Genomic DNA, 16,976 nt, shown 5'->3' on the forward strand with positions numbered 1-16,976 from the left:
TCGCCCCCGCATCCGGATTCTCCCCTCGATGCGGGGGCGGTGCTTTACGGGCGGGGCTTTCAGGTCCCAGACGGCTTGGCTTGCTCCAGAAGCCACGTGACGAACGTCTCCGCCGCTGCCGACAAGGGGGTCGCCGACTTCGTCAGCAGGTAAAACTGGTTCTTCGACGGCACCCGACGGTCGGATAGCGTTTGAAGCTGCCCGGTCCGCAGCAGTTCGCCGATGAGCGCCGTGTGCCCGATCATGAAGCCCCGGCCTTGCAGGGTAGCGTCGACCGTCATTGCGTAGAGCGAGAAGGTCTGCGTCTTGAGCGCCGCGGGGGGTGTCAGGCCCGTGCGCGCAAGCCAGTCAGTAAAATCATGTTCCCAAAAGGGGTCGAGCATCAGCGACGCGCCGATTGGCAGGCCTTGCTCGTCGCGTTCCAGCTTCTCTATCAGCTTGGGGCTTGCGACGGGCACGAGTTCGTCGAAGAAGAGTTCGCGATAGTCACAACCCGGAAAGGGCGGTTTCCCGTATCGGATCGCCAAGTCAAAGTTCGAGGTGCGCAGATCGATCACCGTGGGATCGGCCCAGATCTCGACGGTCGTGTTGGTTTCTAGCGCATGGAACTCCTCCATGCGCGGGCCCAGCCATAGCTGGGCCAGCGACGGAAGGATCGTGACACGCACCGACTTGGCGCTCCCGGCCGATGTAATTTCGCGTGTCGCCGTAACCAATTGGTCGAGCGCTGGAGAGACTCGCTGGGCATAGCGCTTTCCAGCTTCCGTCAATCTCACGCCCTGCGGATAGCGCTGGAAAAGATCGATCCGGAGAAAGGCCTCAAGCGCCTTGATCCGCTGGCTCACGGCGCCGGGTGTCACATTCAGACGCGTTGCCGCCATTGCGAAGCTCTCGGTCGAGGCGGTTTCAGCAAAGACGCGAAGCCAGTCGAGGTTGGGCGTTTCGCGCAGCATCAATATATCTGCCGCTTAGATGCAGTATTAGTCATTTGATGCTTTCCCCGATGGCCCATTAGATCAGGGCTGGACGAGAAAGGTCTACAGCGGCGGCGCGCGCTGTCGACATGATGAATTCTGGGGGAAAGCCGTAGTTTTTCTGCGCGTTCGTGCCGTGCACGACTGATCTTGCCCCAACTGTCCCGAAGGAGAATCTTGAAGATGAAGACCCGCGCCGCTGTTGCGTTCGAAGCGAAGAAGCCGCTCGAAATCGTCGAACTCGACCTCGAAGGCCCGAAGGCGGGCGAAGTTCTCGTCGAGATCATGGCGACGGGCATTTGCCACACCGATGCCTATACGCTCGACGGCTTCGACAGCGAGGGGATCTTCCCGAGCGTGCTCGGCCATGAGGGCGCAGGGATCGTGCGCGAGGTCGGTGCGGGCGTGACGTCGGTGAAGCCCGGCGACCATGTCATCCCGCTCTACACCCCCGAATGCCGCCAGTGCAAAAGCTGCCTCAGCGGCAAGACCAACCTGTGCACCGCGATCCGCGCGACGCAGGGCAAGGGACTGATGCCCGACGGCACGACCCGCTTCAGCTACAAGGGCCAGCCGATCTTCCATTATATGGGCTGCTCGACCTTTTCGAACTTCACCGTGCTGCCTGAGATCGCGGTCGCGAAAATCCGCGAGGACGCGCCGTTCCAGTCGAGCTGCTATATCGGCTGCGGCGTCACCACCGGGGTCGGGGCGGTGATCAACACCGCGAAGGTGCAGGTCGGCGACAATGTCGTCGTGTTCGGGCTTGGCGGCATCGGGCTCAACGTGATCCAGGGCGCGCGCCTCGCGGGCGCCGACAAGATCATCGGCGTCGACATCAACCCTGCGCGCGAGGAATGGGGCCGCAAATTCGGCATGACCGACTTCCTGGGCACCAAGGGCATGAGCCGCGAAGACACGGTCGCCGCGATCGTCCAGCTGACCGACGGCGGCGCCGACTATACCTTCGACGCCACCGGCAATACCGAGGTGATGCGCACCGCGCTCGAAGCCTGCCATCGCGGCTGGGGCACCTCGATCATCATCGGCGTGGCCGAGGCGGGCAAGGAGATCGCGACGCGTCCATTCCAGCTCGTCACCGGTCGCAACTGGCGCGGCACCGCTTTCGGCGGCGCCAAGGGCCGTACCGACGTGCCCAAGATCGTCGACATGTACATGACCGGCAAGATCGAGATCGATCCGATGATCACCCACGTCATGGGGCTGGAAGAGATCAACAAGGGCTTCGACCTGATGCACGCGGGGACAAGCATCCGCAGCGTTATCCTGTTCTGAATTTTAGGCTCAGAAGGAGAAGTTCTAGTCCTGGGGGCGAGCATTACTGGTTTGCTCAGTGCCCCGGAAACCATCCTAAATGGTCGAAAGCGTGAGCGGGTGCCGCGATCTTTTGCGCGGTCGCAAAGACGGAGCGTGGCGCTTCACGCCGCGGCCGCGCGGTACTGAATTGCGGCGGCTGCTCGGCTGGAAGCGGTAGCGCGTCGATCGGAGACATGGGTGGAGTGGGCGCGATATGCGCTATGGCTGGAGGATTTCTGTGACTGATAATATTTTGGGATGTACGGATGGCTGCATGATGCGCAGAGGATTTGCTGTACGCACGAAGACGCTTCTCTGCCTCGCCACTGCCACGCTTTTTCTGGGCGGGCTCCAGGGCGCCCCGGCGGGGGCGCGGCCAGCACAAAGCGCGGCAATCCCTTCGCCCGATGCCGAAACTGCGCGCCTCAACAGCTGGCTTAATGCCAAATATGAAGAAGAACTCGCGTTTAGCCCGATCACGCGCGGTTATCAGGGAGACAAGGCTGATTACGAGAAGATTGATGACTTCTCTGACGCGGCCGAGGACCGGAAGATTGAATGGCAGCGCCGGTCGGTCGAAGAAATGGAGGCGAAATTCGATCGCGACAAACTGCCTGACGACGCTCAGCTTTCCTACGACCTGTGGATCTACCGCTACGAAGATGCCGCAGCTTGGGCTAAATTTCGGCGAAACCATTATGTTTTCAACCAGATGTTCGGCCCGCATACCCGGATTCCTCAATTTCTGATGCAAGTTCACAAGGTCGAGGAACCTGCGGACATGGACGCCTATATCACGCGCATCGGCGGCATTGCTCGGGCACAATTGCAGCAGCTCGATACTGCGAAGGCTAATGCCGCCGCGGGGTCACGGGTGCCGCGGTTCGCCTATGAAGCGATGATCGGCCAAGCGCGCGCGCTGATTTCCGGCGCGCCATTTGGCGGCGAGGGCGACAGCCCGGTGTGGAGTGACGTGCAGACTAAGATTGATGGACTGCTCAAGGCAGGCAAGATCGATCGGCTCAAGGCGGACGCGTACCGGGTTGCGGCGAGGGATGCATTAGTCGAAGAATGGCTACCAGCCTATCAGTCGCTGATCGCATGGTTCGAAAGCGAAGCGCCAAAAGCCGATGCGGTAGCCACCGGCGTCGGCAAGAACCCGAATGGCAAGGCCTATTATGATATGCTGCTCGTCAGTTCGACGACGACCAGTCTTACTGCCGACCAGATCCATCAGATCGGCCTGGACGAGGTCGCTCGGATCAAGGGCGAAATGGAAGCGATCAAGGATAAGGTCGGTTTCAAGGGCTCGCTGCAGGATTTTTTCAAATATGTGCGCGATGACGAGCGTTTTTATTATCCCAATACCGACGCGGGTCGGCAGCAATATATCGACGCCGCGACCGCCCATATCGCCTATATGAAGCAGCAACTGCCAAAATATTTTGGCATCTTGCCCAAGGCCGACGTCATCGTGAAGCGGGTTGAATCTTATCGCGAAGTCGCAGGCGGCGCGCAGCATTATTATATGTCGACCCCCGATGGATCGCGGCCGGGTGTATATTATGCGCATCTGCTCGACATGAAATCGATGCCGATCCCGCAACTCGAAGTGATCGCCTATCATGAGGCGCTGCCAGGGCATCATATGAATTTCGCAATCGCGCAGGAATTGCCTGACGTCCCGAACTTCCGCAAATTCCTTTATGTGAATGCGTATCAGGAGGGATGGGGCCTCTACACCGAGCAACTCGGCAAGGAAATGGGCGCCTATCGGGATCCCTATTCGGATTTTGGCCGCCTGACGACCGAGATTTGGCGCGCGATCCGTCTGGTGGTCGACACCGGGCTCCATTCGAAGGGGTGGACCGAAGAGCAGGCGGTCAAATATTTCACCGAGAATTCAGCTGCCGCGGAAGGACAAATCCGGTCCGAAGTGCGACGCTACATCATCATGCCGGGACAGGCGACGGGATACAAAATCGGCATGATCAAGATGCTCGAGCTCCGTAAAAAGGCTGAAGACCAGCTCGGCAGCAAATTCGACGTCAAGGGCTTTCATGACACGATCCTCGGTCGCGGTCAGATGCCGCTCGACCTGCTCGAGCGCCGCGTCGACCAGTGGATCGCCAGCCAGAAGGCGGCTTGAACCGGCCTGATCGCAGGAATCCTGCACTCGATCATGTTGTCCCGGCCAAGGCCGGGATGACATGGTCGGATATATTCTCTTCCTAACTGCAAGCCACGGATTACCCCCAGAGAATCTGGCCCTCCGGGCGAGCTTTATTGCGTTGCCTCTGGCTCCGTCTGTCACCCAATAGGATGCATCACTCCGCAACAAACCGGGGCCACTAACAGATGTTCGCGGCGCGTGACTGCAGTCCCACAGGACGGCAGGCCGTTCGAGCGAATGAAGGGGAAAGCATGAAAATCGCTACACTGGTTTCGGGTCTGCTTGCCGCCGCTGCCATGGCTTCGCCCTCCGCCGCCCAGGATGGCGGCCCGGAGGCGCGGCCGATCTACAATCGCGACCAGTGGCTGCCGCCGTCGGTGCCGACCTCCGACGACGTGCTGCGGATTCCTGCTCCCACCGATTTCAACGCCCCAAAGGGCTCCTTCGTGCTGGTCGGCGGACGGCTGTTCGACGGTACCGGCAAACCCGCGCGCCCGGCGACGATTGTCGTCGAAGGCAAGGCGATCACGGCGGTGCTGGGGCCGGAGGAAAAGAACTGGCCGGCCGAAGCGGTGGTCTATGACGTCGCGGGTAAAACCATCATGCCGGGTCTCATCGACCTCCATACCCATCTCACCTTTCTCGAACCCGCAGAATCGCACGTTTATTCGACGGCGCACCTCAGCGGGGCGGAATCGGCGATGCGCGGGGTCAGGCGCATGGGGATCCACTTACAGGCGGGCGTGACCAGCGTGCGCGATCTGGCATCGCACGGCGACACACCCTTCGTGCTCAAGCGGGCGCAGGCCGCGGGCCAAGTTCCGGGGCCTCGCATCTTCACCGCAGGCCAGCTCATCACGCAGACCGGCGGACACGCCGCGCTCCACGCGATGGTACCCGGCTATCCCGAAAAGCCGAACGATAATCCCAATTCGATGGTGCGGATTGCATCGGGTCCGCAGGAATGGCGCGAAGCGGTGCGCATCCAGTTCGCGAAGGGCGCGGACCTGATCAAGCTCGCCAGCGAATATACGCAGGAAGAAATCACCGCCGCGGTCGACGAGGCGCATTCGCTCGGGCTGCCGGTGACGGTCGATAGCGAAACCCAATATATCGACATGGCGATCAAGGCCGGCGTCGACTCGATCGAGCATCCCCTGCCGCGCAGCGATGCCGCCATCGCCTTGATGGCGAAGCGCGGTATCGCATCGGTGCCGACCTTTGTGCCCTACCGGATCATCAGTCGCTCGTCCGGCGGCTATTTCGGATCAACTTCGCGACGCTTCGAGCTCAACGAGGGCACGATCGTCGAAATGGGCAAGAAGCTGCGCCGGGCAGGCGTGAAAATGGGAATTGGCCTCGACCTCGTCATCAACTGGCCCGAATATATGCCGGGCGCATATATTAGCGAACTTGAGAGCTTCACCCAGATCGGCTTCACAAAAATCGAGGCGCTGGTCGCAGCAACTAAAACGAGTGCCGAGATCATGCACATGGGCGACCGACTCGGTACGATCGAGGTGGGCAAACTCGCCGACATCATCGTCGTCGACGGCAATCCCGATGAAGACTTCGGCGCGCTCCGCAAGGTACGGACCGTCTTCGTAAATGGCCGGCTGATGTTGCAGGACGGCCGCATCTACAAACCGCCCCACGAAGAGGTCCCGATGCCGCAGGCGAAATAGGGCGTTGCTATTCTCGCGCTCCTTCACTGCTCGAAGAAGGCCAGGACTAATGCGAGTGATGCGCCGAATTTGAAGGTCGGTTAGTCGTAATCAGCGAAGCGGTCCGTCGCCTCGAGTAGCTCGTGGAGGACGCCGGGTTCGTTGAAAGCATGGCTGGCACCCTCGATGATAAAGAGTTCCGAATCCGGCCATTTATTGTGAAGTTCCCACGCCGAGCGCACCGGGGTAGGCAGATCGTAACGGCCATGAACGATGACGTCCGGAATGCCGGCCAACTTGTCGGCGTCACGGAGCAGTTGACCGGGCTCCAGCCAGCAATCATGCGAAAAATAATGATTCTCAATCCGTGCAAAAGCAATGGCGAACTCGCCGGCGCCATGGGAGAGAGTCAGCTTGGGGTCGGGAAGCAGGGTGACCGTCTCGCCCTCCCATAGACTCCACGCCTTGGCGGCTTGCAGCTGCGCCTCTTGATCGTCGCCGGTCAGGATGCGATTGTAGGCGGCGACCAGATTCCCGCGTTCGGTAGGGGGAATCGGCGCGAGGAAGCGCTCCCATTTGTCCGGGAAAATCTCGGATACGCCGAATCTGTAATACCAGTCGATCAGCGCGCGTTCTCCGGTAAAGACGCCGCGCAGGACGAGGTGGCTGACACGTTCGGGATACGCCTCCGCATAGGCGAGCGACAACGTCGATCCCCAGCTGCCCCCAAAGACCAGCCAACGCTCGGCGCCGACCCATTCGCGCAAGCGTTCGATATCGGTAACGAGGTGCCAGGTCGTGTTTGCATGCAGTTCGGCGTGGGGCGTCGAGCGGCCGCATCCGCGCTGATCGAAAAGCAGGACGTCATAGCGGGTGGGATCGAAGAGTTGGCGGTGAAGCTCGGACGACCCGGCGCCCGGTCCGCCGTGGAGAAAGACCGCCGGCTTAGCGCCCGGCGTGCCGACCCTTTCATAATAGAGACGATGCCCGTCTCCGACATCCAGCATACCCGTCTCATAAGGTTTTATGGCGGGATAGAATGTTCGCAAATTACTCATGCGCACTCCATGGATATGGGCGGTTGTTCCCAATTCGCTTCTGCCAAGGGCTTGATTGGCACAGCCAAGAAAACTGGTGCTGACCTCTCGATTCGGCCCTGCTTGTCGCGGATGTCGTGCCTATATTTCCGTCACGGTCTCCTCGACATAAGGCCCCCCCCCGGCTAGCAGTCGCAAGTCAATTTTCCTGTTGGTGAGGGTCAAGGTTTCTAATGCCACGGGAGCTACCCAATCTCGACTGGCTTCGCGTTTTCGCGGCGACGGCCTCGAGCGAGAGCTTCGTGTTTGCCGCGGGCGAACTTAGCGTCACACCAGGCGCCGTCAGCCAACGCATCAAGGCACTCGAGGCCTATCTTGGCGTCGAGCTTTTCCAAAGATATCCTCAGGGGGTGCGGCTCACCGAGATCGGGCGAAGTTATGCCCAGCGCGTGCTTCCGCCGCTCGAACAACTGACGCTGGCGACACGTGAGATTTTCTCCCCCGCAGACGCAAGATCGATCCGTGTGACAGCCTTGCCTGCGTTTGCGCAGCTTTGGCTGGGCCCCAGAATTGAAGGGTTTCACCAGGCGCATGCCAACACGACAATCGAAATCTGGGCCGATCCCGCGATCGTCGATTTGCGGACCTCCAATTTCGATGTGGCTATTCGTTACGGTAAGCCGCCATTCGCTGGATGCGATCATCGCGAACTGTTGTTCGACGAACTGGTGCCCGTTGCGGCGCCGTCTCTCCTCCGGTCGTCGACGTTGGACGCGCAAGGGCTTCCGATCGGGGCGCCGCTTTTCCTCGATACCTATTGGGCGAATGATTTCGACGACTGGCTTGGGCACACCGGCCATGTCCGTCCGGCCGATCTCGTCACGCACACCTTTTCGCTCTATTCGATGGTGATCGAAGCAACATTGAGTGGGCGCGGGTTCATGGTCGGGCACACGTCGGTGGTATCGGACCTGATCGACGAGGGACGGCTGCAACTGCTTTCCGAACGGCGGGTGACGGCGGGAAGCCAATTCTATCTGCTCACCAACACCGGGTCGGCGCTATCCGACATCGCCGCCGCCTTCGTAGATTGGCTGCTCGATCGGGCGATGACGAAGCGACCTCTAGGATGAAAGCCCAGGCGCAATAATTCTCGCGGCGAGGCGCAGGATTAGTCCTGTTGCGCGAGTGGGGTCTCAGGGGCCACCCTTGGATCAGTCGTTTGCCCGTTGCCCGGGAATTCAAACAAGAGCCATCGATTGTTTGGCTGCCTTCCGGCGGCGCGCAACGGTGCGAGTCCGCCGGAGATTGGAATTGAAGAGCTGGACACGTTGCAAGCCCATTGCACCGGCGGGCGAGCGCCATCCCGACGCGTTGCCGCCGACCTTGTCCTGGCCGCATCTGGTCATGCTAGGCGTCGGCGCCATCGTCGGCACGGGCATATTGACCCTCATTGGGGTTGGGGCCGACCGCGCCGGGCCGGCCGTGCTATTGTCTTTCGCTATCGCGGGCGCGGTTTGCGCGTGCGCCGCGCTGGCTTACACCGAGCTTGCCACGATGATGCCTGCCGGGGGCAGCGCGTACAGCTATTCTTATTCGGTATTGGGAGAGGCGATCGCTTGGGTGGTAGGATGGAGCCTCATCCTCGAATATTCACTGGTCGTCTCGACGGTAGCGGTCGGATGGTCGGGCTATGCCTCGCCATTGCTCACAGCTATCGGGTTTCCCGCGTCCCTGACGCTGGGGCCGGAACTTGGTGGGTTCATCAATCTTCCCGCTGTGTTCATCATTGGCGCCGTCACGGGGCTCCTGCTGCTCGGGACAGGCGAAAGTGCACGGGTCAACGCTGTCCTCGTCTTCGTGAAGATCGCGACACTATCGCTCTTCCTTTTCTACGCGCTGCCGCATTTCGATGCGGCAAACCTCGATCCCTTCATGCCTTATGGCTTTGGAGCGAACGCGGGCGACGACGGCGTACAGCGCGGTGTCATGGCGGGAGCCGCGATCATCTTCTTCGCCTTCTATGGCTTCGACGCTATCTCGACTGCCGCCGAGGAAACGAAGCGTCCCGAACGCGACCTCGTGATCGGAATCCTCGGGTCGTTGATCATCTGCACCCTGATCTATCTCCTCATCGCGGCCGCTGCGATGGGCGCGGTGGCCTTCACCATCCTTGCCGACAGCCCCGAACCTTTGGCGCTGATCCTGCGTTCGATCGGTCGCGAAGGAGTGGCGCAAGTGGTCGCTGCCGCGGCGGTCCTTGCCTTGCCCACCGTACTACTGGCCTTTCTCTACGGCCAGAGCCGCATTTTCCTGGCGATGGCGCGCGATGGCTTCCTCCCCAAGGGGCTTGCGCGAATTTCAGCGCGGGGGACGCCGATCCGGATCACGCTGACCACCGCGGTGCTGGTCGCGATCCTAGCCGGGCTACTTCCGATCAGCGAAATCGCCGCGCTTGCTAATGCCGGCACTCTCATAGCGTTCGTCGCGGTCGGAACCTGCTTGCTCGTCTTGCGGCGGCGCGCTCCCGATCTTCCACGACCATTCCGTGTCCCGGCCGCGACGATGGTGGGCGCTGGAGCGATTGGCGGCTGCCTCTATCTCTTTTTCAGCCTTCCGGTGCAAACCTTGCTCTGGTGCTTCGCGTGGAACCTTCTCGGTATCGTCATCTACGCGTTCTATGGCAACCGGAAGAGCATCCTCGACCAGGGTGACAATGCATCGGCCTAGAATCCGGGGCGCATTTCACGGCTGCAGATCAACGCAATATTCGATGGTCAGGCGGATTTAACGTCCGGGATGTGCGGCATTGAACGGGCCGCACGTACAGCGCGGCCCTCCTCCCGCGCTTTCCCGAGACCGCGCGCAGCTGGTCCTGAGCGTGCAGGACACTCGGATGGTCGCAACGCGGCCGCCCGCACCATGTTCGCGCAATGTTGCCCTGCTTTTGCTGCAGACAGCCCGCGTGCGGCAACGCTGCGGGGCCGCATCTCAGCGCTCAAACCTAACTGGAGAGTCCAATGTTACACCGTCCCTTCTCGCAGGGCCGCCGATCCTCTATCTCGCTCGGTCTCGTCGCCCTGTTCAGCATCGGCCTGGGAGGATGTATGTCCACGGGCGAGCGGCGCGAAGCAAATCTTCGTGAAGACGAAGACACCTGCGCCAGCTTCGGCGCGCGTTACGGTTCGCCCGCCTATAATGATTGCATGCTGACCCAGCAGCGCCGGCGCGACGTCAAGCAACTCGAATCGCTCGAGCGAACCCGACTGACGACCGAGATTGCCAGAGACGCCCAAATCATGGCTGATCGCGCGCGCAAGCAACGCTGCGATCGCGATCCCGATCGGCGCGAGTGCGGTCGCTAGACGCTCCGTGGCTCGATGCTGCTTGCGGCGGCGGTAGTCCGACCGACCGCCATGACTGCGCGGACCGCTGACCCGGGACGCGTAAGTTTCGCTTAGCCAACCCGGCCGGTTGCCCAGCCGGGTGGCCGGCCATGGCCGGCCACAAGCAATGCGACGCACCGAATTGAGCTTATGGCCTCTGGCGCGCCGGACACCGTCCCTAGCTTGATGAGAGCCGACATTAGCCTTTGCATTGACGACATTCGGCTGGCTCCGGGCAAGTAATCGCCCATCTCAGGTGGCGTGCCTCGCACCTCAGGCGAGCGCCCTTGGCGGGTTTCTGGATGATCGCGGCTCTCTTCTCGATGTCGCCGCGATACCGGTCGAGCCGAACCTGTTTGGGTTAGCTTGGGTCGCCTTCAATGTTCAATGCCATGGTCGATAGCCAGGGTTGCAGCGGGCTGCGTGGATAAGGCGCGCTACGCGAACCGCATGGGAAGCACGCGAAGAGGATGAAAAAGCCTCCGCCTATGAAGCAGGATTACTCGTTTGCGCCGCGCCGGACGGGCTGAGAAGCTTATCCAGTCGATGGCGCGCATCTTGAGCGCCCTCTCCCGACGATTCGAATATATTATGCCCAATGGGCCCGTTTAAAACAGCATTTATGAAATAGATTTTTAGATATCGTCATGCCTATATCAAAGTTTATGCGAAATTATTGTGAAAAGTGGAATGTAATCATTTTATTATGTTAATAAAATGAGACATTTTAATGAATCTAAGATCATGAAATGCGGAATATATTAAAATATGGGCCATTTGTAATTCAAGTCTTTTAAAGGGGGGTTTGGAATGTCGTTACCGAAATATCTGGCGCTAGGCGCATCGGCGCTGGCGCTCTCCTTGCCGGTGTCGGCTGCGGCGCAGGCATCGGAGCAGGGCGGGAGCGCATCCAGCAATCCGTCTGCGCAGCAGGATGGCGGGACCAGAGGGGCCTCGCAGCAAAGTGCTTCGGTTGACCCCAACGACATCATCGTGACAGCGACGCGGCGCGACGCGTCGATCCTCGACGCGCCGCTTAGCATCAGCGCCTATTCGCAGGAGAGCCTGGACATCAAGGGCGTGCGCAACATGGAGGACCTTGCGCGCATGACGCCGGGAGTCTCGCTCAACCAGGGCGTGTTCGGCACGAAATATCTCGTGATCCGCGGCCTCTCCTCGACGATCGGCGCCACAATGAATGGCGTTTATGTCGATGACACGCCGGTACAGGTTCGCTCGGTCAGCACGACGGGTAACTTCTATCCGGCGATGTTCGATCTTGAGCGCGTCGAAGTGCTTCGTGGTCCCCAGGGCACGCTGTTCGGCGCCGGCTCGATGGGTGGTGCGATCCGCTTTATCTCGGCCAAGCCGAGCGCTACCGACTATTCGGGCTATGCGCGCGGCGAACTCGGCCTCACCGAAGGTGGCGACCCGAGTTATGAAGCCGGCATCGCGTTTGGCGGGCCGATCGTCGACGACAAGATCGGCTTCCGCGTGAGTGGCAATTACCGCCGCGACGGCGGCTACATTGACCGCGTCCCCTATGTCGCAAGCCGCGGCACGGCGCGAAAGAATCACAACGAGCGCGATACTTACGTCGGGCAGCTCTCCCTGATGTTGCAGCCGGCCGACGGCATTACGATAACCCCCTCGATCTTTCACCAGCAGGCCAATCGCGACAATAGCGACCAGTTTTGGGAATGGCGTCCCGGTGTCGACCTGCCGACCTTGCCGAAATTCTTTAGCGGTGAAGGCATCGACTCCTATGGCCGCGACCGCGCCACCATCTACTCGGTCAGGGGCGAATTCGATCTCGGTCCGGCGACGATCATCACCAACACCGCCTATCTTGACCGCAGGGTGGTTAACAAGGACGACGCCACGGCCTATTATCTGGACGCGTTCGGTCTCCCGGTTGGACTCGATATCCCGGGCGTCATCGATCCGCGCATCATCATCAATATGGAGATGACGCAGCGCGCCTTCACGCAGGAACTGCGTGTCCAGTCGAACCCCAGTTCGAGTCCGATCAGCTATGTCGCGGGTATCTTCTATCAAAACTCGCGCCAGACCGCGGAGGAATTCGATGTCGCACCCAACCCCGACCAGTTCCTCGTTCCATCGACGAACGGGAATGTCGGCTATCTTCTCGACAACGCACGCGACCAGCAGTTCGCCGTATTCGGGCAGGTCGATTACAAATTGGCCGACAAGCTGACGGTCAACGCGGGCGTCCGCTATTCCTATGTGACATTCGACTTCAAGCAAACCGGCGGTAACAACTTGCCGACCGACACCGTCTTGACTGGCAGCACCGACGAGAGCCCGATTACGCCCAAGTTCGGCATCGAGTATAAGCCGACCGACAATCTGATGTTTTATGCCAGCGCCGGCAAAGGCTTTCGTCCCGGCGGTTCCAACGCGATCCTGTCATCGCAGCTCGACGATTCCTGTCTGGTTCAGTTGCAGAACCTTGGATATTCGCAGATTCCTGCACAATATCGCTCCGACAGCACATGGAGCTACGAAGTCGGCGCAAAGGGACGGGTCGGCGGTTGGCTGACCTTCGCAGGCGATGTGTTCCAGATCGACTGGACCGATGTGCAGCGGTCGCGCTCGGTACTCAACTGCGGGGTCCCCTTTATCGATAATCTCGGCAAATCGCGCGCGCGCGGCGTCGAGGCGAAGATTACCCTCACTCCGCTCGTCGGTCTGACGCTGGACGCCAATGTCAGTTACACCGATGCAAAAGTGCGCCAGACGCTGGTCCGGCCCGAGTTCGTCAACGACGACGGTTCGGTCATTCCGGCAGGCAATATCGTTACCAAGGGCGACAGGTTCGCACCGCCATGGATCGTCTCGTTGTCGGCAGACTATGAAACCGACCTGGGCGTGGGCGATGTGGTCGGCTTTGGCCGCGTCCAATGGGATTACCGCAGCGGGCTGACGAACCCTTCGGGCAACCTCGGTTACAATCCACTATATGCCCGGGTTCCGGCGCGCGATTTCGTCGCCGCACGGCTCGGCGCCCGCACGGGCCAGACCGACGTCTCGCTGTTCGTGAACAATCTTCTCAACTCGCGCGACGAACTCGGCAGGCTCGTGATCGGCGCGGGACAGCGCCAGCTCCGGCAGACCTATCGCCCGAGAACCTGGGGCGTCACGGTCAGCCAGCGTTTTTGACTGCTGGCGCGGGTAATTCGAAAAAATGAAGCATGCCATGTGCCTGGTCCGCTCGCCTCGGGCGGATCAGGCCGAAATCCGAAGGGACGCGAGATCATGAGCGCCGCGTGGGTAACAGGACTGCTGCTGGTCACGGCGCTGGGCGCGGTGCCCACCCTCGCGCAAGCGAGGGACAAGGGCCCCGAGGCGCGCCCGATCTACAATCGTGACCGATGGTTGCCGCCGTCGGTGCCGACGTCGGACGACGTGCTGCGTATTCCCGTGCCGGCGGACTTCAATGCCCCCAAGGGATCGTTCGTGCTGGTCGGTGGGCGGCTGTTCGACGGTACCGGCGAGGCCGCGCGCCCGGCAACGATCGTCGTGGAGGGAAAGTCGATCACAGCGGTGCTGGGTCCGGAAGACAAGAACTGGCCGGCCGATGCGGTGATCTATGATGTCGCGGGCAAGACCGTGATGCCGGGCCTGATCGACCTCCATGCCCATCTGACCTTCCTCGAAGGGGCCGCCGACGCTGGCCTTTACGCCACCGCGAATATGAGCGGTGCAGAATCGGTGATGCGCGGCCTCAAGCGCATGGGGGTCTATCTTGAATCGGGCGTCACCAGCGTGCGCGACCTGGCATCGCACGGCGACGCGCCGTTCGTACTCAAGCGCCTCCAGGCGACGGGCGAACTGTCAGGGCCTCGCATCTTGGCGGCCGGTCAGCTGATCACGCAGACCGGGGGGCACGCTGCGCTCCATGCCTTCCAGCCTGGCTACCCCGAGATCGCCGACAAAAACCCCAATTCGATGGTGCGGATTGCATCGGGTCCGCAGGAATGGCGCGAAGCGGTGCGCATCCAGTTCGCGAAGGGCGCGGACCTGATCAAGCTCGCCAGCGAATATACGCAGGAAGAAATCACCGCCGCGGACGACGAGGCGCATTCGCTCGGGCTGCCGGTGACGGTCGATAGCGAAACCCAATATATCGACATGGCGATCAAGGCCGGTGTCGACTCGATCGAGCATCCCCTGCCGCGCAGCGATGCCGCGGTCGCCTTGATGGCGAAGCGCGGTATCGCATCGGTGCCGACCCTCGTCGCCTATCGCATCATCATGCGTGGCAGCGGCGGCTATTTTGGATCGACCTCGCGCCGTTTCGAGCTCAACGAAAGCGTCAACGAGACCACGGCCGCCAAGATGCGCCGCGCCGGGGTGAAGATGGGAATCGGCCTCGACGTGGTCGCGCTCGCGGGGACGGGCTTCCTGCCCGGATCCTATATCGATGAGCTGGAATCCTTCCACCGCATCGGCTTTACGAAGAGCGAGGCGTTGGTCGCGGCGACGAAGACGAGTGCCGAGATCATGCATATGGGCGACCGGCTTGGTACGATCGAGGCGGGAAAACTCGCCGACATCATCGTTGTCGACGGCAATCCGGATGAAGACTTCGGCGCGCTGCGCAAGGTACGGACCGCCTTCGTGGGCGGCCGGCTGATGTTGCAGGACGGACGCATCTACAAACCGGCGCACGAAGAAGTGCCGATGCCGGCGACCAAATGATGGAAAACCGCGTATCAGCGCCTGCCCGGGATCATTCGCTATGGTGATGGCCAAGCGCAGCCATCGCGGCCTTCACGATCGGTTCGCGCCATTCGCGTTCGAGATGCATGGTTACGGCGAGCCTTGCCGAGAAAGTGGCACCCGAGAGGGCGGTAAAGGTGTGCGCCATCCGGTCCATATCGGGCGCCGTGAGGTCGATCCCCATCGCGCCGACGATGTCGAACCCCAGCTGGGTGAAGCGCGGATCACCCGTGCCCCCGGCGTGCGCCAATCGCTCGCCATCGCTCGCGAGCTGCTGGGCGAAGGCCGACATGCCGGGCCAGTCGAAGGCAAAGTCGATGACATCCTCGACGAGTTTGCGATCGCGCTCGATCCCGGGGGGCATGCCCTCGAGCCTGCCGATCCGTTCGCGCGTCTGGGCTTCGTACCGGTCGAGCACCGCATCGTGGAGCGCCTTCTTGCTCGGATAATGGTGGAGCAGTCCTGCCTTCGAATAGGCGAGCGCGTCCGCGATCTGCTGGATCGATGTGCGCGCAAAGCCATGGCGCGCGAAGATTCCCGCAGCGCAGTCGAGAATCTCGGCGTCGATCTCCGCTTTCGTCTGTCTCGGCATGGTAGCCCTCTAGCATGGCCCCGTTCGACACGGTCAATCTTCTATCGGCAACCCGCAGGGCCCCGTTTCAAAAAATTCTTGCGGCCGACCAATATGGTTGGTAGCCGACTATATTGGTCTGTTTTTAGTAGGCCCAGCCGGGCGGGTGCGTCAACCCGTCTCAACGCATTTCAGGAGAGAAGCATTGTTGCAATTGAATGGAGTTGAGCATGTGTACCCGAACGGCACGCGCGCGCTCGACGGCGTGACGATGACGATTGGCAAGGGGATGTTCGGGCTGCTCGGGCCGAACGGGGCCGGGAAATCCTCGCTGATGCGGACGATCGCGACCCTGCAGACGCCCACCGCCGGCGAGATACGCTTCGGCGACATCGACGTGCTGCGCGAGCCCACGCGGCTGCGCGCCACACTCGGATATCTCCCGCAGGATTTCGGCGTTTATCCGCGCGTGTCGGCATATGATCTGCTCGATCACATGGCATCGCTGAAAGGCGTCATATCGGCCGCCGATCGCAAGAATACCGTCGAAACATTGCTCAATCAGACCAATTTGTGGAATGTTCGCAGCAAGGCCGTGGCGGGCTTTTCGGGCGGCATGCGCCAGCGCTTCGGCATCGCGCAGGCGTTGATCGGCAACCCGGAGCTCATCATCGTCGACGAGCCGACCGCAGGCCTCGACCCCGAGGAGCGCAATCGCTTCTATAATCTGCTCGTCGAGATCGGCGAGAATGTCGTCGTGATCCTCTCGACCCATATCGTCGACGATGTCGCCGATCTGTGCCCGCGCATGGCGGTGCTTGCCGCGGGCCGCATCCAGCTCGAAGGTGCGCCGCTCGACCTGATCGAGCGGAGCCGCGGCACGGTGTGGGCGAAGACCATCGAGCGCGAGCGGCTGGCCGAGGTACAAGCGTCGCATGAGGTGATCTCGACGCGCCTGCTGTCGGGCAGCACCGTCATCCATATCCTGTCGGACAAGGATCCGGGGGACGGCTTCCTACCGGTCGAGGGCGGGCTCGAAGATGTTTACCTGTCGACCCTGGTGCGCTCTCGCCGGATCGCCGCCGCTCGGCAAGCCGCTTGAGGAATC

The 16,976-nt window shown here is 61.2% G+C and carries 12 protein-coding genes; 9 read left to right on the top strand and 3 right to left on the bottom strand.

Going from position 1 to position 16,976, the window contains the following annotated elements:
• Window positions 1-59 precede the first annotated feature (59 nt).
• Window positions 60-953: a LysR substrate-binding domain-containing protein gene (locus HDC29_RS01375; protein ID WP_179493675.1), complete on the bottom strand. Its 894-nt coding sequence runs from the start codon at window positions 951-953 to the stop codon at window positions 60-62.
• A gap of 204 nt (window positions 954-1,157) precedes the next feature.
• On the opposite strand from HDC29_RS01375, the gene HDC29_RS01380 reads away from it, so the two are divergent.
• From HDC29_RS01380 to HDC29_RS01390, 3 genes are all read left to right on the top strand, one after another.
• Window positions 1,158-2,270 (top strand): S-(hydroxymethyl)glutathione dehydrogenase/class III alcohol dehydrogenase, encoded by a 1,113-nt coding sequence (locus HDC29_RS01380; protein WP_179493676.1) that lies wholly within the window; start codon window positions 1,158-1,160, stop codon window positions 2,268-2,270.
• A 235-nt stretch (window positions 2,271-2,505) separates the two neighbouring features.
• Entirely contained in the window at window positions 2,506-4,440 is a 1,935-nt protein-coding gene (locus HDC29_RS01385) for a DUF885 family protein (RefSeq protein WP_218844276.1), read from the top strand.
• A 275-nt stretch (window positions 4,441-4,715) separates the two neighbouring features.
• Entirely contained in the window at window positions 4,716-6,149 is a 1,434-nt protein-coding gene (locus HDC29_RS01390) for an amidohydrolase family protein (protein WP_179493677.1), read from the top strand.
• An 80-nt stretch (window positions 6,150-6,229) separates the two neighbouring features.
• Here the strand turns inward: HDC29_RS01390 and pip are convergent, their stop codons facing one another.
• Entirely contained in the window at window positions 6,230-7,186 is a 957-nt protein-coding gene (pip, locus tag HDC29_RS01395) for a prolyl aminopeptidase (protein ID WP_179493678.1), read from the bottom strand.
• Window positions 7,187-7,398: 212 nt separating this feature from the next.
• Between pip and HDC29_RS01400 the strand changes: the two genes are divergently transcribed.
• The 5 genes from HDC29_RS01400 (at window position 7,399) to HDC29_RS01420 (ending at window position 15,276) form a co-directional block, all read left to right on the top strand.
• Window positions 7,399-8,298 carry a LysR substrate-binding domain-containing protein gene (locus HDC29_RS01400; RefSeq protein ID WP_179493679.1) on the top strand — a complete coding sequence of 300 codons (900 nt, stop codon included), beginning with the start codon at window positions 7,399-7,401 and terminating at the stop codon, window positions 8,296-8,298.
• Window positions 8,299-8,479: 181 nt separating this feature from the next.
• On the top strand, window positions 8,480-9,895 hold the full coding sequence (locus HDC29_RS01405) for an amino acid permease (RefSeq protein ID WP_179497129.1): 1,416 nt from the start codon (window positions 8,480-8,482) through the stop codon (window positions 9,893-9,895).
• Window positions 9,896-10,272: 377 nt separating this feature from the next.
• Window positions 10,273-10,530, top strand: a complete 258-nt coding sequence (locus HDC29_RS01410) for a hypothetical protein (protein WP_218844277.1) — start codon at window positions 10,273-10,275, stop codon at window positions 10,528-10,530.
• A gap of 831 nt (window positions 10,531-11,361) precedes the next feature.
• Window positions 11,362-13,734 carry a TonB-dependent receptor gene (locus tag HDC29_RS01415; RefSeq protein ID WP_179493681.1) on the top strand — a complete coding sequence of 791 codons (2,373 nt, stop codon included), beginning with the start codon at window positions 11,362-11,364 and terminating at the stop codon, window positions 13,732-13,734.
• Window positions 13,735-13,830: 96 nt separating this feature from the next.
• A complete protein-coding gene (locus HDC29_RS01420) occupies window positions 13,831-15,276 on the top strand; it encodes an amidohydrolase family protein (protein ID WP_179493682.1) in 1,446 nt (481 codons plus the stop codon).
• Window positions 15,277-15,307: 31 nt separating this feature from the next.
• On the opposite strand, the gene HDC29_RS01425 is transcribed toward HDC29_RS01420, so the two are convergent.
• A complete protein-coding gene (locus HDC29_RS01425) occupies window positions 15,308-15,889 on the bottom strand; it encodes a TetR/AcrR family transcriptional regulator (protein WP_179493683.1) in 582 nt (193 codons plus the stop codon).
• Window positions 15,890-16,100: 211 nt separating this feature from the next.
• Here HDC29_RS01425 and HDC29_RS01430 point away from each other — a divergent pair, with 211 nt between their 5' ends.
• Window positions 16,101-16,970: an ABC transporter ATP-binding protein gene (locus HDC29_RS01430; protein WP_373562741.1), complete on the top strand. Its 870-nt coding sequence runs from the start codon at window positions 16,101-16,103 to the stop codon at window positions 16,968-16,970.
• Window positions 16,971-16,976 lie beyond the last annotated feature (6 nt).

Origin of the sequence: Sphingopyxis sp. JAI108 (genome assembly GCF_013410105.1) — a bacterium.
Classification (GTDB): domain Bacteria; phylum Pseudomonadota; class Alphaproteobacteria; order Sphingomonadales; family Sphingomonadaceae; genus Sphingopyxis; species Sphingopyxis chilensis.

Bases quoted from the DNA above. Each gene is read 5' to 3' on its own strand.
- HDC29_RS01375 (WP_179493675.1), bottom strand. From the start codon at position 953: ATGCTGCGCGAAACGCCCAACCTCGACTGGCTTCGCGTCTTTGCTGAA.
- HDC29_RS01380 (WP_179493676.1), top strand. From the start codon at position 1,158: ATGAAGACCCGCGCCGCTGTTGCGTTCGAAGCGAAGAAGCCGCTCGAA.
- HDC29_RS01385 (WP_218844276.1), top strand. From the start codon at position 2,506: ATGCGCTATGGCTGGAGGATTTCTGTGACTGATAATATTTTGGGATGT.
- HDC29_RS01390 (WP_179493677.1), top strand. From the start codon at position 4,716: ATGAAAATCGCTACACTGGTTTCGGGTCTGCTTGCCGCCGCTGCCATG.
- pip (WP_179493678.1), bottom strand. From the start codon at position 7,186: ATGAGTAATTTGCGAACATTCTATCCCGCCATAAAACCTTATGAGACG.
- HDC29_RS01400 (WP_179493679.1), top strand. From the start codon at position 7,399: ATGCCACGGGAGCTACCCAATCTCGACTGGCTTCGCGTTTTCGCGGCG.
- HDC29_RS01410 (WP_218844277.1), top strand. From the start codon at position 10,273: ATGTCCACGGGCGAGCGGCGCGAAGCAAATCTTCGTGAAGACGAAGAC.
- HDC29_RS01415 (WP_179493681.1), top strand. From the start codon at position 11,362: ATGTCGTTACCGAAATATCTGGCGCTAGGCGCATCGGCGCTGGCGCTC.
- HDC29_RS01420 (WP_179493682.1), top strand. From the start codon at position 13,831: ATGAGCGCCGCGTGGGTAACAGGACTGCTGCTGGTCACGGCGCTGGGC.
- HDC29_RS01425 (WP_179493683.1), bottom strand. From the start codon at position 15,889: ATGCCGAGACAGACGAAAGCGGAGATCGACGCCGAGATTCTCGACTGC.